Raw genomic sequence first — 14,973 nt, 5'->3', positions numbered from 1 at the left:
ATGCAGAAAATATGCTACGATTAGTTTTGTCTGAAAAAGGGAGAAGTGGTTATGGAACAGGAGAAAATAATCCTCGTTGGAGTTTTTTTGCCAAATAGAACAGAAGAAGCTTTTTGGAATTCCATCAGGGAGCTTCGTAGCCTCACTAGTACTGCTAATGGAGAAATTGTAGATGAGCTGATTCAAAAATTAGAACGAGTGAATCAAGCTTCTTTTATCGGTTCAGGAAAGTTGTTAGAATTAGCTGAATTAGTGGAAATGCATGAAGCGGATGTAGTTATTTTTAATAGTGAACTAAGTGCTACCCAAGTTCGAAATATCTCTAAAGTTGTTGCCGCTCGTGTTATCGACCGAACGCAATTAATTTTAGATATTTTTGCGATGAGAGCTAAGTCAAGGGAAGGTAAGTTACAAGTAGCATATGCGCAATATAAATATTTACTTCCACGGTTAAGTGGGCAAGGAGCTTCCCTATCTAAACTAGGTGGCGGCATAGGTTCAAGAGGTCCTGGTGAATCAAAATTAGAAATGGACAAACGACATATTCGTGAAAAAATGGATGATATTCGAGCGCAATTAACTCATGTAGAAAAACATCGAAAACGTATTATTAATCGGCGTAATGAGCAAGCGATTTTTCGTTTTGGCTTGATAGGTTATACAAATGCTGGTAAATCCACTATATTTAATCGACTTACACATGAAACAACGATAGAAGAGGATAAATTATTTGCCACACTTGATCCAACAACTAGAAAAATTCGATTCGCTGGAGGATTTCAAGCGCTTATAACAGATACGGTAGGTTTTATTCAAGATTTACCAACCACATTAATTGCAGCATTTCGTTCAACACTAGAGGAAACTGCTAATGTAGATGTCTTAATTCATGTTGTAGATGCATCCGATTCGGATTATTTGCAGCACGAAACGACTGTACTAGCACTATTAACTGAATTAGAAATGAACCATATTCCAATATTAACTGTCTATAATAAAATAGATCAAATCACACAAGGTTTTATTCCGGATAGACCAGAACATCTCCTAATTTCCGCTCTATCTTCAACCGCACCTACTAGCTTGAAACAACGAATGATTGAATTAATTGAAAAGAATTGGCACTATTTTTCAAAAGAGATTTCAGAAGAGCAGGGAAAAGAATTAGCACAAATAAAACAACGAGCTTGGATTACTAAACTAGAATATTTAGAAGATAACAAAGCTTATTTAGTCGAGGGTTATCAGCCTAGGAAGGAGCCTACTAATGACTGAAATTCAAAAAATTAGGGCAAAAGTAGAACAACAAATTTCTTTTTTACAAAATGAAACCGATCAAATTGCAGAATTCAATCAAGCAAAAGTACTACATGCATTTCAAGAAAATAAAGTAAGTGATTTTCATTTCCATCCATCAACTGGATATGGCTATGATGATGAAGGAAGAGACACTTTAGAACGAGTCTATGCCACAGTTTTTCGTACAGAAGCTGCTCTAGTTCGACCACAAATCATTTCTGGTACGCATGCGATTTCAACAGTACTTTTTGGTATTCTTCGTCCTAATGATGATTTGCTTTATATCACTGGCAGCCCATATGATACATTAGAAGAAATCGTTGGAATTCGTGATAAAAAACAAGGTTCATTACGAGATTTCAATATTGGATACGATGCCATTCCTCTCACTAAAAGTGGCGAAGTAGATTTTATAGAAGTAGCTAAAAAAATAACGAGCAGAACAAAAATGATAGGGATTCAACGCTCCAAAGGTTATGCTAATCGACCTTCTTTTACCATTGCCAAAATTGCTGAGATGATTACATTTGTGAAAAAAATTAATCCGGAAATCATTGTTTTTGTTGATAATTGTTATGGAGAGTTTGTAGAAAAATTAGAACCGACAGAAGTTGGCGCTGACATTATAGCAGGATCTTTAATTAAAAACCCGGGTGGTGGACTCGCAAAAACAGGTGGATATATAGCCGGGACAGAAAAATTGGTCGAATTATGCGGGTATCGATTAACTACCCCAGGAATTGGTAGAGAAGCAGGAGCCTCTTTATATAGTTTATTAGAAATGTATCAAGGTTTCTTTTTAGCTCCACATGTTACGGCTCAAGCTGTCAAAGGAGCTAGATTCACTGCTGCTATGCTTGCGGAATTTGACGTAGAAGCAGATCCGGTTTGGGATGCGCCAAGAACAGATTTAATTCAAAGTGTCTCCTTTCATAATAAAGATAAAATGGTTGCCTTTGCACAAGCAATCCAAGCCGCATCTCCTGTAAATGCACATGTCTTACCAATTGGTGCATATATGCCAGGTTATCAAGATGACGTGATAATGGCAGCAGGTACCTTTATACAAGGAGCGAGTTTAGAATTGACCGCAGATGGACCAATTAGAGAACCATTCCAATTATACGTGCAAGGGGGGTTAACCTACGAACATGTTAAAATTGCCGTCACACGAGCTATTGAAAATACACTTTTAAAAAGTAACATTGATATTTCAAAAAAGTTTTAAAAATTTTACCGCGAATTTAAAGTTCGCGGTTTTTTGGTGCGTAAAAGACTGGTATATAAAGGTTTTGATTGATGTTAGATTATCTTACATAAATTTGACAAAACATCTGACGTACATTATAATGCTACTATCATCAAAAAATAATTATGTTTTGAGGAGGAATTGTCGTGAGTGAAAAGGAAATACGCAGATCTATGCCGCTTTTTCCAATTGGACCTGTGATGAAGCTAACCGATCTCACCGCTAGACAAATTCGCTATTACGAAGACCAAGAATTAATCCACCCAGCTCGCAATCAAGGAAATCACCGTTTGTATTCACTTCAAGACATTGATGTTTTACTGGAGATTAAAGATTATTTGAATGACGGTCTGAATATTGCGGGAATTAAGAAAATGTATCAAATGCAGCAAAGAGAATCCAAAGAACCATTAACAGATGAAGATGTTCGAAAAATACTTAGAAAAGAAATGCAGCAAGCTGGCCGTTTTGTTAAGCAAGATTCAACAGGCAAACAACAATTACCAAGGTTTTAAAAAGATAAAAAGAGGTATTTACTTTATTTAGAAGTTAATATAATTAGACTATTTAGGAGGAATTTAGATTATGGCAAAATATACAAAAGAAGACATTTTCCGCTTCGCAGATGAACAAAACGTAAAATTTATTCGCTTACAGTTCACGGATATACTCGGGATTATAAAGAACGTGGAAATTCCTGTTAGCCAACTAAAGAAAGCACTAGACAATAAAATCATGTTTGATGGTTCCTCCATAGAAGGTTTTGTACGAATTGAAGAGTCTGATATGTACTTATTCCCAGACCTAGACACTTGGGTTGTATTCCCTTGGACTGCTGAAAAAGGGAAAGTTGCAAGAATGATTTGTGATATTTATAATCCTGACATGACACCATTTGCAGGAGATCCGCGTGCTAACTTAAAACGTGTACTTAAAGAAATGGAAGAGCTTGGTTTTACTGAATTTAACTTAGGACCAGAACCAGAATTTTTCCTATTCAAATTAGATGAAGATCGTCGTCCGACACTTGAGCTAAATGATAGTGGTGGTTACTTCGATTTAGCACCTACTGATTTAGGTGAAAATTGTCGTCGTGATATTGTACTTGAATTAGAAGAAATGGGCTTTGAAATTGAAGCTTCTCACCATGAAGTAGCTCCAGGTCAGCATGAAATTGACTTTAAATACGAAGATGCTATTACGGCTTGCGATAGTATTCAAACATTTAAATTAGTTGTTAAAACAATTGCTCGTAAACATGGCTTGCATGCTACATTTATGCCGAAACCACTATTTGGTGTAAATGGTTCAGGGATGCATTTCAATATGTCATTATTTACCGAAGAAGGTAATGCATTTTTCGATAAAGACGGCGAACTTGAATTAAGTCAAACAGCTTATCATTTCTTAGGAGGTATGTTAAAACATGCTCGTGGGTTTACAGCTGTTACTAATCCAACCATTAACTCGTTTAAACGTTTAGTTCCAGGTTACGAAGCACCATGTTATATCGCTTGGTCAGGTAAAAATCGTAGCCCGCTTGTACGTGTACCAAGTTCTCGTGGTTTAAGTACCCGTTTAGAATTACGTAGTGTTGACCCGTCCGCTAATCCGTATTTAGCGATGGCAGTACTATTAAAAGCTGGTTTATCTGGAATTAAAGATGAACTGACTCCTCCAGCTCCAGTTGATCGTAATATTTATGGAATGAATGAAGAAGAACGTGAAGCAACTGGGATTTATGATCTTCCGGAAAGCTTGGGTCATGCTTTAATTGAACTTGAAAAAGATGAAACAATTAGAGCTGGTTTAGGTGAACATATTTTCGAACACTTTATTGAAGCGAAAACAATTGAGTGCGATATGTTCCGTACTGCAGTTCATCCGTGGGAACGCGATCAATATCTGGAAATCTATTAATACTAAAAATCTCGCTTCCTAATTTAGGAGGCGAGATTTTTATTTAGGATGAAAAAACACTCTGCACAAAAATATGCAGGGTGTTTACTTATGCTTTATAAAGAACATGTGGCTTTAACGGATCTCCATCGATTAACGCTGGATGTTCAAAAGTAGCTATTTTTGTTAAATTGATTTTTTTCATTACTTGTTCGGAAGGCTTATTTAAAGCAGCTGTAAAACTATATATTTCAGCTATGGATGTTTCTTCTTTTGCGAATGTCAGAGCTCTTAAGGCGCCTTCAGTGGCATATCCCTGATTCCAGGAGCTTTTTCTTAAGCGCCAACCTAATTCAATACAGGGAGTATAGTCGGCTTCGAAAGCAGCTTTATGAAAACCGATAAAACCAATAAATTCACCGCTTGATTTTTCTTCTATAGCAAATAGTCCATAGCCAAAAGAAGTTAACTCTGCTTGATTTCTAGCTATTAAGGCGTTACTTTCTTCTTTCGTTAAAATAGAAGGAAAGTATTTCATAACGTCTTTATCAGCATTCATCACACTAAATGGGGCATAATCGCTTGGTAAATAATCTCTTGCAAGTAGTCGTTCCGTTTCAAAATAGATCAACATAGACACCACCTGTCAAAAATAAGACTTGTTAGCGAATATCGCGATATAGACCAATCACTTTACCCAGAATAGTTACATTATTAAGGATGATTGGTTCCAATGCATCATTTTCTGGTTGCAATCTAAAATGATTAGATTCTTTATAGAAACGTTTGCAGGTTGCTTCATTTTCATCTGTCATTGCCACAACGATTTCTCCATTTATAGCGGAATTTTGTTGGCGAACAATAACTTTATCTCCGTCTAGAATTCCAGCATTAATCATGCTTTCTCCGTCAATTTCTAACATGAAGACATTTGTCTCACCAGCAGCCATATATTCAGGTAATGGAAAATACTCATCAATATTTTCGATTGCTGTAATAGGCATACCAGCTGTTACTTTTCCGATAATGGGAATATTAACCACATTTGGCGTTTCGGCTTCGTCTTCTAAGGACAATATTTCTATTGCACGAGGTTTAGTTGGATCACGTCTAATTAATCCTTTGCCCTCAAGACGAGCAAGATGGCCATGGACAGTTGAGCTAGATGCAAGTCCAACAGCTTCACCAATTTCACGTACGGAAGGTGGATAGCCTTTTTCTTTTACTTCGGACTTTATAAATTCATATATATCTTGTTGACGTTTAGATATTTTCATGGTTTCACCTCATTGATTTAATGGTTATTTTATAATTCAAGTATAGCAAAAGAAAATCCAATATGCAAACAAAGGTTCGTTTTTTTATTGACATATACGAACGAATGTTCTATAATATAGAAAAGCGAACATACATTCTTTTGGAGGGATTATTAATGACTTTAAAATTATTTTGGGATAAATTCTATGTTTCTATTATATTTGTAATTACTTGTTTAGTTTTGGGGATTGTTTTGATGTGTACGGTTGTTGGAAGTAGCAGTGATTATTCAAAAGTGAATGTAGATGAGGGAGATTCACTTTGGGCATTAGCAGATCAATATGCCGGAAAGAGTGATATGGCAAAAGCGGATTTTGTATCTTGGGTGGAAAAAGAAAATAATCTAACAGACGGGCATATTAAAGCAGGAGAATCTGTGGTTATTCCAGTCCATGAAACAAAGCTATTAAATAGTGATACAAGTATTCAATTAGCAAATCAATGAGCAGGTTTTGGCTTTTATATATGATATAATGATAAGAAAGTGGTGACAATATGCTGCTTTCTTATTTTAATATAATAAAGAAAAGGATGAAGCGCTATGTTAGAGAAAGCTAAAATAGACCGTATTAATGAACTTTCAAAAAAGAAAAAAGCAGGAACCTTAACTGCTACTGAAAAAATGGAACAAGAGAAGTTAAGAAAAGAATATATAAAATCATTTCGAACCCATATGAAAGGCACGATTGAAAATACTACGATTATTGATCCTAAGGGAAATGACGTAACGCCGCATAAAGTGAAACAAATGAGAAAGAATAACAACTAGAAATTAGCACCAAATGAACAAAAATGTGCAAATGAACAAAAATAACAATCAATTAAGCAATTTAAAGCAATTTTTAGTTGTGTTAATTGCTTTTTAGGCTTATTATTAAAAGTAGTTAAAATTATATTGAAGAGAGGATGTTTCATTTGTTCGATAACACAGATACTTTAGCAGTGAATACAATTCGCACATTATCAATGGATGCAATTCAAAAAGCAAATTCAGGTCATCCAGGCTTACCTATGGGAGCAGCACCAATGGCTTATGCACTATGGTCTCGCGTACTAAATACCAATCCTAAGAATTCTCATTGGTTTAACCGTGATCGTTTTGTACTTTCTGCTGGACATGGTTCAATGCTTTTATATAGTTTACTACATTTAAGTGGATTTAAATTAGATTTAGAAGACTTAAAAAACTTCCGTCAATGGGAAAGTAAAACTCCAGGACACCCAGAATATCGTTATACTGATGGTGTAGATGCAACAACTGGCCCACTTGGTCAAGGGATTGCAATGGCGGTTGGTATGGCAATGGCAGAACGTCACTTAGAAGCCAAATATAATAAAGATGGCTTCCCAGTAGTAGATCATTATACTTATGCATTATGTGGAGATGGCGACTTAATGGAGGGTGTTGCTTCAGAAGCGGCTTCCTATGCAGGTCATCAACAATTAGGTAGACTAGTATTATTATATGATTCCAATGATATTTCGCTTGACGGTGATTTAGATAAATCTTTCTCTGAAAATGTAAAACAAAGGTTTGAAGCATATGGTTGGGAACATTTACTAGTAAAAGATGGAAATGATACTGCAGAAATTTTAGCAGCAATCGAAAAAGCAAAACAAAATACTTCTCAACCAACGATGATTGAAGTAAAAACAGTTATTGGTTTTGGTGCTCCTAATGAAGGTACTAGCAAAGTGCATGGTGCTCCACTAGGTGAAGAAGGTATTTTAGCAGCGAAAAAAGCATATGGTTGGAATTACGAAGAAAAATTCTTTGTACCTGAAGAAGTAACTACACGTTTTAAAGAAACTATTGCTGAGCGCGGAGAGAAAGCAGAAGCAGCTTGGAATGAACTATTTACCGCTTATAAAGCAAAATATCCAGAGCTTGCTAAACAATTAGAAGATAGCTTAAATAATAAATTACCAGCGGATTGGGCTGCTGATTTGCCAGTATATGATGATACAAAAGCATTAGCTAGTCGTGCATCAAGTGGTGAAGTAATCAATGCACTAGCTGCAAAAGTTCCAACACTGTTTGGTGGTTCTGCTGACCTTGCTGGTTCTAATAATACAACAATTAAAACGGATGGTGAATTCACAAAAGCAACACCTGCTGAACGAAATATTTGGTTTGGTGTGCGTGAATTTGCAATGGGTGCTGCTTTAAATGGTATGGCTCTTCATGGTGGTTTACAAGTGTATGGAGGAACATTCTTCGTCTTCTCGGATTATGTTCGTGCAGCCATTCGTTTATCAGCTATACAACATTTGCCAGTAACATATGTGATGACACATGACAGTATTGCGGTTGGGGAAGATGGACCGACACATGAACCTGTCGAACAACTTGCTAGTCTGCGTGCAATGCCAGGACTTTCTGTTATCCGTCCTGCTGATGGTAATGAAGTTGTGGAAGCTTGGAAATTAGCTATTACATCTGTTTCTACTCCACATGTGCTGGTACTAACTCGTCAAGGTTTACCAACACTACCTAATTCTGCTAAATTATCTGCAGAAGGTGTTAAAAAAGGTGCTTATGTTATCTCACCGTCTACAAAAGAAGTGCCAGATGCTATTATTCTTGCAAGTGGTTCGGAAGTTAACTTAGCTATCGAAGCACAAAAAGAACTTCTAGCGGGAGGAACAGACGCATCTGTTGTAAGTGTACCTTCATTTGACCTATTCGAACAACAGTCAGCTGAATATAAAGAAAGTGTTCTACCAAACGCGGTAAGAAAACGTGTTGCAGTAGAAATGGGCGCTAGCTTTGGCTGGGAACGTTATGTTGGTTTAGATGGAAAAGTAATTGGTATCGATAAATTTGGTGCTTCTGCTCCAGGCGAAACAGTCATTCATAATTATGGCTTTACTGTCGAGAATGTTGTAAAAACAGTTAAGTCATTATAATTATTCGAAACAGGTCGCTACTAGTTTTTCTTGTAGGGCCTGTTTTTTATTGCGATAATTGATTGCGTGGTATTCCCTTTAATGATATAATTACGAGGTTGTTTGAAGCTTTTATTGCTAAATTGATCAAGATGATATGTTTTAATGAAAAGTATTGTCTGTTTAATATAAATCAAGTACAATAAAAGAGGATTTTGTTTCAAGGAGGAGAAAAGAGACTATGTGGATTTACATTCTTGTCGGTATTATTTGTTTGCTAGCTGGTCTTGCGGGAGGATTTTTTATTGCGAGACGTTACATGATGAGCTATTTAAAAAACAATCCGCCAATTAATGAACAAATGTTACAAATGATGATGGCTCAAATGGGTCAAAAACCATCACAAAAGAAAATTAACCAAATGATGAGCGCGATGAACAAACAGCAAGAAAAAGAAAAACCAAAAAAAGCGAAGAAATAATATTGAACAAGCTAAAACCCTTCTAAAAAGTATGCGTAGTTGCTACTATGTTTAGAAGGGTTTTTTATTTATATTTTTGTAGAAGAAATTATCAGCATCATAGGGCGGCGGTATTCATCTTGCATTTCGGGCAAGTTTTTTAATTCCGGTGCTGGTTGTGGCTCAATAATACTTTTAATTTGGAAACCATTTTGAATGAGTGTTTGAATATAACTAGTTAATGTTCGATGATACTTTTGAACTTTTTCACCCAAAAATGTAGTGGTTCGTAGTGATTCATTAAAATACTGATCTACTGGCCAGTGCAAAGAGGTACCGTGTGAGTCTGTGAAAAAAGTTTGTGAACCTTCCGCTGTAAATACAGGATGCTCTACAGAAAAGACGAACGTGCCATTTGGTTTTAAATTAGTGGATACTTTTTGGCAAACAGAGTGAAAATCTGCAACATAGTGAAGAGCAAGAGAGCTTAAAACAACATTATAGCTTTCTGGTTCAATATCCATATCTTCTATTGCTTTCTGTTGATAGCTAATCACGGGAGAAGTTGTTTTTTGCCGTGCTTCTGTTAACATTCGATTAGATAAATCTACTCCTACAACTTTTTTTGCGCCATGTTCGGCAGCATATATACAGTGCCAACCAAATCCACAACCTAAATCAAGAACAGTTTTTCCGTTAAAATCAGGAAGCAACTTTTTTACTTCATGCCATTCACCAGCAGCTTTTAGGCCTTTTTTGGAACGGGGCATTTGGCTATATTGATCAAAAAATGTTTTATTATCATATTTATTTTCTTGCATGTTAATCCTACTTTCTTTGGTTAATCGGATGCTTGACTGAATTCTTTATCCAGGAAGAGGTGAGCAAGACCACTCACTTGTTTTAAACGCAAGATTTCATTGGCATCCATTCCGATATTTTTCATAATCCAGTTGTCAGACATTCCACTATCTGCAAGTTCTCCGACAATATTCGACATTAATTCGACATTATGAAATCCTCTTGCTCGGTTATGACGAATAGTAGAAGCAATTCGATTAACTGTATTTTTTTCTAAAATAACCACAGGAACCATTTCATTTTCTCGCTCTCGAATACGTTTCGAAGTTTTCATTATAGTAAAACGATGAAAACCATCGATTATTTCGTAATTGCCAGAGTCTTCTAGTGGATAACAAACAATAGGCTGCGTAAAACCATCTTCCCAAATAGATTTTTCAAGTAATTTTAATTCAGTTGTGGGGACTTTGTTCGGATTATAATTATTAGCTTGAAGTTTGGAAAGATGAACAGGGATAACGTTGTAAACAGGGCTTTTGTAATTCATCAAATCACCTCATAAAATATTATTATATTTTTCTAATGCTCTTTTTCGCTTTTCTAATTCCAATTTCGTTTGGCCAAATCCCATATATTTACAAGAATAATCATTTTTCAAAATCGCTATACACATCCGTTTATATGTGGGGACGCTCGAAAATTCTTTGATTTTAAGGTCATCTGGATATTCTTTAAAACGCACAACCTCCATTTTATTCGTATAGGTTCGTTTGCTTCTTGGTGCACCGAGGAAATCAGCTTGTACATTTAAGTCTTTTAATTCTTGTACCGTTTCAACTTTTAATGCACCGCCCGTTTCGGTCCAGTAGTTGATACTAGTTTTAAATTTTTTTAGATAGCGTTCTCTTGTATAGCTTGGTAAAGTTGTCAATAAAAATTCTAAATAGGATTTCCATGTATGGTTTTTTGGTAATTTAATTTCTTTCCAAGCCATCGCGGAAGTACCTCCATAGATAGCGGTGAAATTGGCTCCGTTCACTCTACCGACTAGTTTTGACCAAAGCGCTGGTTCGATAACTCGATATAATTTGAGACTTTCTGTAGCAGAATCATTAAAAGGACTAGCGACACGCATATCACTTATAGTTAAACCAGCGTGAAAGAACAAATCATAAATTTTGTTATAATCCCAATTGAATTTGGCATTTGCAATCCAAATATCTTCTACCGACCAATCGTGGATAGGATAGCCATTATAAATATTATTTGTAATCTCGGTTGTCCAATTGTAGGCTTTATACATTCGTTCTTTTTTATGTATGGCATTGTACCGATTTAATGATTCTTGTTGTCGAATGCCAATTAATGCTATCGTTTTTTTTGCTCCGCTATGCTTATGTAACCACTGGATAATTTTCCGATTAAATTCATAGTCCCAAATACCGTGGAAATCGAAATCAAAGGGGGCGTTGTCTTCATTAATAACAAAAGGAAAATCAGGCATTTTTCTTACCCAAATAGGTTGTTTTGCTTTTTCCCAAGGTATCCAATGATCTGTGAACATTGAAACTGCTGACTGTGCAGCAATAGGAAGGCAACACCATAGCGGTTCGATAATATCTAGATTACTTGTTAATGTATCTGTTACAAAGTCTGTTGTTGCAGTATATTGTCCTTCATAATCTAAATGATAAACATAGATTTTTTTGCGAATTTGATGTTTGCGCATATAATCAATAACTAACTGGAGCATAACAGCACTATCTTTTCCACCTGAAAAGGAGACAATTATATTATCGAATTCATTAAATATCACATCTAATCTTTCTTGGGATGCTTCAAGAACTGTTTTAGAATACATTCATTATCACCTCAAAGGAGTTTTTTTGTGAAAGTTCTTTTTTTATTTCATGTAATAAATTAGTTTTTTGGGATATATTTGAGTCAATGATATTATCAAGCCCAACGTTGCCACTTAGATCATGATAGTAACAATCATTTATTTGTCCAGTGCGATAAATACGACGTTCGGATTGATCACGTTGAGAATAGTCAAAAGTTTTATCAAAATAGATAATTTGGTTATATGCTTGTAAATTAAGTCCGTATGCAGATTTTGCAAAAGTAGTTACTTTAACATTTGGAAATGCTTTGAGAAGTGCTTCTTCAGATCGTTTATACTTACAAAAAATAATAGTTGTGTCTTCTTTATCTGCAATTAAAGATTCTGTTATGGTAAATTTTTCTGAAGAGAGGCAATAACTATGTTGCATGACTTGGGACATTTCTAGAAAATTTATATTTATTGTGTAAGCAGCTGCTTTTTGAAGATAATCTTCTTTTAGCTCATAATATTTTTTTAAGAGATCCTCGTCGATGTTATAATCGTGCCGGATATAATGCCAATCAATTTTTAAGTCAAGTGAGGACGAGAAAATAAACGGAGTAATTAAGTTATATAAGTACTCTAAATTATGATACTTTTTAATAATATCAATGGATTGTTTTTTCGTTTCAGTTAGTTGAGTAATGGTGACGTATTCGCAAAATGTTTTTTTGAATTGAGAAAAAGATAAATTTAATATTTTGGGAGATAGAAATTCTAACTGAGACCATAAATCTAAAATATTACGACTTAATGGAGTTCCATTCATAATTAGACGATAATTTGCCAAACGAGCAAGCTTAATTGCTCTTTGGGTTCGAAGTGCATGTTTGTTTTTAATTTTCAAACTTTCATCCATAATAATGTAACTATTTTTAGAATTCTTTAGTTTTTCTCGACAATGTAGATAAAGTTTGTCTGAATTAGAGAGTGATTCAATGCCAACAATATCTTGTGGAAAATGATAGTCCCATTTTTTAATTTCGTTTGCTAAATTTTCTTTTGTTTGAAAAGGAGTAAGCCAAAGTACATAATCAGGTTCTACTTCATTGATTAATTCGCAAGCAACTCTTGTTTTTCCAGCTCCTGGTTTCATAAACAAGGCGCCAACTTTATATTGCCGTAATTTTTCTATTGCTAATTGTTGATTATCTAATAAGGTCATTATTAATTATCACATCTTTTTTCAGTTTTTTTGGTATGTGTGTTTGGACTCTAATAATCGTATCATTGACTTTTTTAGTATGAAAGGACTGCATAATAACTTTATTATTTTTTTCAAAAATGTCTATCATTTCAGTTGCATCAATTACTTTTTTTTCTGTATGCTTCTTTATTTGAAACTTCCAAGTATCCGGAAAGTAAAAATAACTGAATTTGGATGAAATAGAAAAGACCATTTTTTTAGGGAGTAAGAAAAAATAACCTTGATAGAGGCTTTCAGACGGCATTTCTATTATGGCTTGTTTATCCCATGTTTCAATTTGTTCGCTATATGTATAAAGTTTGTTCCATTTAACCATAAAAAGCAAATCTCCCGAGCATTTTGTCATTTTAGTTCAATTTTATCTGTTTTATGTATTCATTTTATCACAAAAATTATAGCTATACGTTAAAAAAAAGGTATTTATGTAATTTTTTTTACTAAGAGTTTTTAAAAATGAAAGATTTATATTGTTAAAAACTGGCTAATTACTCCTTTTTAAAATGTTTTTTCATTTTTTAGTAGAAAACACTTTTGTAATAGCCAGCTTTTTAGTAGAATAGATAATGGTGGATAGAGCTTTTTCTATCTATGAATAGAATATGAAATTGGAGGCTATTATGGATACCCCAGATTATAAACGAGTTGTATTAAAATTAAGCGGTGAAGCACTTGCCGGAAATGACGGCTTTGGAATTAACCCGAGCGTTGTCAATTTGATTTCTGCTCAAATTAAAGAAGTGGTAGAATTAGGAGTGGAAGTAGCTATTGTTGTTGGCGGCGGAAATATCTGGCGTGGTAAACTTGGTAGCGAAATGGGAATGGACCGCGCGGCAGCTGACCAAATGGGTATGCTCGCTACTATTATGAATTCACTATCCCTACAAGATTCTCTGGAAAATATTGGTGTAGCTACACGTGTACAAACGTCCATCGATATGCGTCAAATTGCTGAACCTTATATTCGCCGTAAAGCGATTCGTCATCTTGAAAAAGGACGGGTAGTTATTTTTGCAGGCGGTACAGGAAATCCGTATTTCTCAACAGATACAGCAGCAGCACTTAGAGCAGCTGAAATTGAAGCAGATGTTATTTTAATGGCAAAAAACAATGTTGATGGTGTCTACAATGCGGATCCAAAATTAGATGAAAATGCTAAAAAATATGAAGAACTGTCCTACTTGGATGTTATTAAAGAAGGTTTAGAAGTAATGGATACAACGGCTTCATCATTAAGTATGGATAATGATATTCCGTTAATTGTCTTTTCGTTTACAGAACAAGGTAACAATATTAAACGTGTTATTTTAGGTGAAAAAATTGGAACAACTGTTAGGGGGAAAAAATAATGAGTAAAGAAGTATTATCAAAATCAAAAGAAAAAATGGAGAAGGCAGAGCAAGCACTAACTAGACAACTTGGGACAATTCGTGCCGGTCGTGCAAACGCCTCACTACTTGATCGTTTATCTGTAGATTACTACGGAGCAGCAACACCAGTAAATCAAATGGCATCCATAAGTGTTCCGGAAGCTAGAATGTTACTTATCACTCCATATGATAAAACAATTTTAGGGGAAATTGAAAAAGCTATTTTAAAATCCGACTTAGGATTAACACCTAATAACGATGGCTCGGTTTTACGTTTATCTATTCCGCAATTAACAGAAGAACGTCGTAAAGAACTTGTTAAAGAAGTGAAAAAAGAAGCAGAAGAAGCAAAAGTAGCTGTTCGTAATATTCGTCGTGAAGCCAATGAAGACTTGAAAAAATTAGAAAAAAGCGGTGATATCACAGAGGATGATTTGCGTTCTTATGGTGAAGATGTACAAAAACTAACAGATGAAAGTATTAAAAACATCGACAGCATCACGAAAGAAAAAGAAGCGGAAATCTTAGAAGTTTAATTGATACTTATACTAGTAATAACAAATAAAGGAACGAACCTTTTAAGTTGAACTGACATTCCTA

The 14,973-nt window shown here is 35.0% G+C and carries 17 protein-coding genes; 10 read left to right on the top strand and 7 right to left on the bottom strand.

Features of this window, described 5'->3' with window-relative positions; translation table 11 throughout:
* Positions 1-51: 51 nt before the first annotated feature.
* The 4 genes from hflX to glnA all read left to right on the top strand — a co-directional run bounded on the left by hflX (position 52) and on the right by glnA (position 4,468).
* On the top strand, positions 52-1,275 hold the full coding sequence (hflX, locus tag HCJ50_RS08760; RefSeq protein ID WP_185348544.1) for a GTPase HflX: 1,224 nt from the start codon (positions 52-54) through the stop codon (positions 1,273-1,275).
* Positions 1,268-2,527: a methionine gamma-lyase family protein gene (locus HCJ50_RS08755; RefSeq protein ID WP_185348543.1), complete on the top strand. Its 1,260-nt coding sequence runs from the start codon at positions 1,268-1,270 to the stop codon at positions 2,525-2,527. Before hflX ends, HCJ50_RS08755 begins: the two co-directional genes overlap by 8 nt.
* Positions 2,528-2,694: 167 nt before the next feature.
* Positions 2,695-3,063, top strand: a complete 369-nt coding sequence (locus HCJ50_RS08750) for a MerR family transcriptional regulator (RefSeq protein ID WP_185348541.1) — start codon at positions 2,695-2,697, stop codon at positions 3,061-3,063.
* A 70-nt stretch (positions 3,064-3,133) separates the two neighbouring features.
* Positions 3,134-4,468 carry a type I glutamate--ammonia ligase gene (gene glnA / locus HCJ50_RS08745; RefSeq protein ID WP_185348539.1) on the top strand — a complete coding sequence of 445 codons (1,335 nt, stop codon included), beginning with the start codon at positions 3,134-3,136 and terminating at the stop codon, positions 4,466-4,468.
* An 88-nt stretch (positions 4,469-4,556) separates the two neighbouring features.
* Here the strand turns inward: glnA and HCJ50_RS08740 are convergent, their stop codons facing one another.
* Both HCJ50_RS08740 and lexA read right to left on the bottom strand, forming a co-directional pair.
* The gene (locus tag HCJ50_RS08740; protein WP_185348597.1) at positions 4,557-5,078 is read right to left on the bottom strand and encodes a GNAT family N-acetyltransferase; all 522 of its coding nucleotides are present in this window, start codon (positions 5,076-5,078) and stop codon (positions 4,557-4,559) included.
* A 31-nt stretch (positions 5,079-5,109) separates the two neighbouring features.
* Entirely contained in the window at positions 5,110-5,724 is a 615-nt protein-coding gene (lexA, locus tag HCJ50_RS08735; RefSeq protein ID WP_185348537.1) for a transcriptional repressor LexA, read from the bottom strand.
* A gap of 155 nt (positions 5,725-5,879) precedes the next feature.
* Here lexA and yneA point away from each other — a divergent pair, with 155 nt between their 5' ends.
* The 4 genes from yneA to HCJ50_RS08715 all read left to right on the top strand — a co-directional run bounded on the left by yneA (position 5,880) and on the right by HCJ50_RS08715 (position 9,134).
* Positions 5,880-6,209, top strand: a complete 330-nt coding sequence (gene yneA, locus HCJ50_RS08730; protein WP_185348535.1) for a cell division suppressor protein YneA — start codon at positions 5,880-5,882, stop codon at positions 6,207-6,209.
* Positions 6,210-6,305: 96 nt separating this feature from the next.
* Complete coding sequence (locus tag HCJ50_RS08725) at positions 6,306-6,533, top strand: DUF896 domain-containing protein (protein ID WP_185348533.1); 228 nt, start codon at positions 6,306-6,308, stop codon at positions 6,531-6,533.
* A gap of 146 nt (positions 6,534-6,679) precedes the next feature.
* Positions 6,680-8,674, top strand: a complete 1,995-nt coding sequence (tkt, locus tag HCJ50_RS08720; RefSeq protein WP_185348531.1) for a transketolase — start codon at positions 6,680-6,682, stop codon at positions 8,672-8,674.
* 220 nt (positions 8,675-8,894) lie between these two features.
* Complete coding sequence (locus HCJ50_RS08715; protein WP_003723442.1) at positions 8,895-9,134, top strand: YneF family protein; 240 nt, start codon at positions 8,895-8,897, stop codon at positions 9,132-9,134.
* A 68-nt stretch (positions 9,135-9,202) separates the two neighbouring features.
* On the opposite strand, the gene HCJ50_RS08710 is transcribed toward HCJ50_RS08715, so the two are convergent.
* Genes HCJ50_RS08710 through HCJ50_RS08690 form a run of 5 tightly spaced genes read right to left on the bottom strand, consistent with a single transcriptional unit; the run spans position 9,203 to position 13,322 of the window.
* Entirely contained in the window at positions 9,203-9,934 is a 732-nt protein-coding gene (locus tag HCJ50_RS08710; RefSeq protein ID WP_185348530.1) for a class I SAM-dependent methyltransferase, read from the bottom strand.
* A gap of 20 nt (positions 9,935-9,954) precedes the next feature.
* On the bottom strand, positions 9,955-10,461 hold the full coding sequence (locus HCJ50_RS08705) for an IbrB-like domain-containing protein (RefSeq protein ID WP_185348528.1): 507 nt from the start codon (positions 10,459-10,461) through the stop codon (positions 9,955-9,957).
* Between the two features lie 9 nt (positions 10,462-10,470).
* Positions 10,471-11,775, bottom strand: coding sequence for a DUF3440 domain-containing protein (locus HCJ50_RS08700; RefSeq protein ID WP_185348526.1), 1,305 nt, complete (start codon positions 11,773-11,775; stop codon positions 10,471-10,473).
* A complete protein-coding gene (locus HCJ50_RS08695) occupies positions 11,765-12,964 on the bottom strand; it encodes an SNF2-related protein (protein ID WP_185380876.1) in 1,200 nt (399 codons plus the stop codon). Before HCJ50_RS08695 ends, HCJ50_RS08700 begins: the two co-directional genes overlap by 11 nt.
* Positions 12,948-13,322 carry a hypothetical protein gene (locus HCJ50_RS08690; RefSeq protein WP_185349039.1) on the bottom strand — a complete coding sequence of 125 codons (375 nt, stop codon included), beginning with the start codon at positions 13,320-13,322 and terminating at the stop codon, positions 12,948-12,950. The genes HCJ50_RS08695 and HCJ50_RS08690 overlap by 17 nt, the downstream gene beginning before the upstream one ends.
* A 301-nt stretch (positions 13,323-13,623) precedes the next feature.
* Here HCJ50_RS08690 and pyrH point away from each other — a divergent pair, with 301 nt between their 5' ends.
* Both pyrH and frr read left to right on the top strand, forming a co-directional pair.
* On the top strand, positions 13,624-14,352 hold the full coding sequence (gene pyrH, locus HCJ50_RS08685) for a UMP kinase (protein WP_003723449.1): 729 nt from the start codon (positions 13,624-13,626) through the stop codon (positions 14,350-14,352).
* A complete protein-coding gene (gene frr, locus HCJ50_RS08680) occupies positions 14,352-14,909 on the top strand; it encodes a ribosome recycling factor (protein WP_185349041.1) in 558 nt (185 codons plus the stop codon). Before pyrH ends, frr begins: the two co-directional genes overlap by 1 nt.
* Positions 14,910-14,973: the final 64 nt, after the last annotated feature.

This window comes from Listeria immobilis, assembly GCF_014322765.1.
Classification (GTDB): domain Bacteria; phylum Bacillota; class Bacilli; order Lactobacillales; family Listeriaceae; genus Listeria; species Listeria immobilis.
Note: the sequence above shows the minus strand (reverse complement) of the source record. Positions and strands in the feature narration are given on the sequence as shown.

What these genes read in the sequence shown, in the direction of transcription:
- hflX (WP_185348544.1), top strand. Translation starts at nt 52, where the DNA reads ATGGAACAGGAGAAAATAATCCTCGTTGGAGTTTTTTTGCCAAATAGA.
- HCJ50_RS08755 (WP_185348543.1), top strand. Translation starts at nt 1,268, where the DNA reads ATGACTGAAATTCAAAAAATTAGGGCAAAAGTAGAACAACAAATTTCT.
- glnA (WP_185348539.1), top strand. Translation starts at nt 3,134, where the DNA reads ATGGCAAAATATACAAAAGAAGACATTTTCCGCTTCGCAGATGAACAA.
- lexA (WP_185348537.1), bottom strand. Translation starts at nt 5,724, where the DNA reads ATGAAAATATCTAAACGTCAACAAGATATATATGAATTTATAAAGTCC.
- yneA (WP_185348535.1), top strand. Translation starts at nt 5,880, where the DNA reads ATGACTTTAAAATTATTTTGGGATAAATTCTATGTTTCTATTATATTT.
- HCJ50_RS08725 (WP_185348533.1), top strand. Translation starts at nt 6,306, where the DNA reads ATGTTAGAGAAAGCTAAAATAGACCGTATTAATGAACTTTCAAAAAAG.
- HCJ50_RS08715 (WP_003723442.1), top strand. Translation starts at nt 8,895, where the DNA reads ATGTGGATTTACATTCTTGTCGGTATTATTTGTTTGCTAGCTGGTCTT.
- HCJ50_RS08710 (WP_185348530.1), bottom strand. Translation starts at nt 9,934, where the DNA reads ATGCAAGAAAATAAATATGATAATAAAACATTTTTTGATCAATATAGC.
- HCJ50_RS08705 (WP_185348528.1), bottom strand. Translation starts at nt 10,461, where the DNA reads ATGAATTACAAAAGCCCTGTTTACAACGTTATCCCTGTTCATCTTTCC.
- HCJ50_RS08700 (WP_185348526.1), bottom strand. Translation starts at nt 11,775, where the DNA reads ATGTATTCTAAAACAGTTCTTGAAGCATCCCAAGAAAGATTAGATGTG.
- HCJ50_RS08695 (WP_185380876.1), bottom strand. Translation starts at nt 12,964, where the DNA reads ATGACCTTATTAGATAATCAACAATTAGCAATAGAAAAATTACGGCAA.
- HCJ50_RS08690 (WP_185349039.1), bottom strand. Translation starts at nt 13,322, where the DNA reads ATGGTTAAATGGAACAAACTTTATACATATAGCGAACAAATTGAAACA.
- pyrH (WP_003723449.1), top strand. Translation starts at nt 13,624, where the DNA reads ATGGATACCCCAGATTATAAACGAGTTGTATTAAAATTAAGCGGTGAA.
- frr (WP_185349041.1), top strand. Translation starts at nt 14,352, where the DNA reads ATGAGTAAAGAAGTATTATCAAAATCAAAAGAAAAAATGGAGAAGGCA.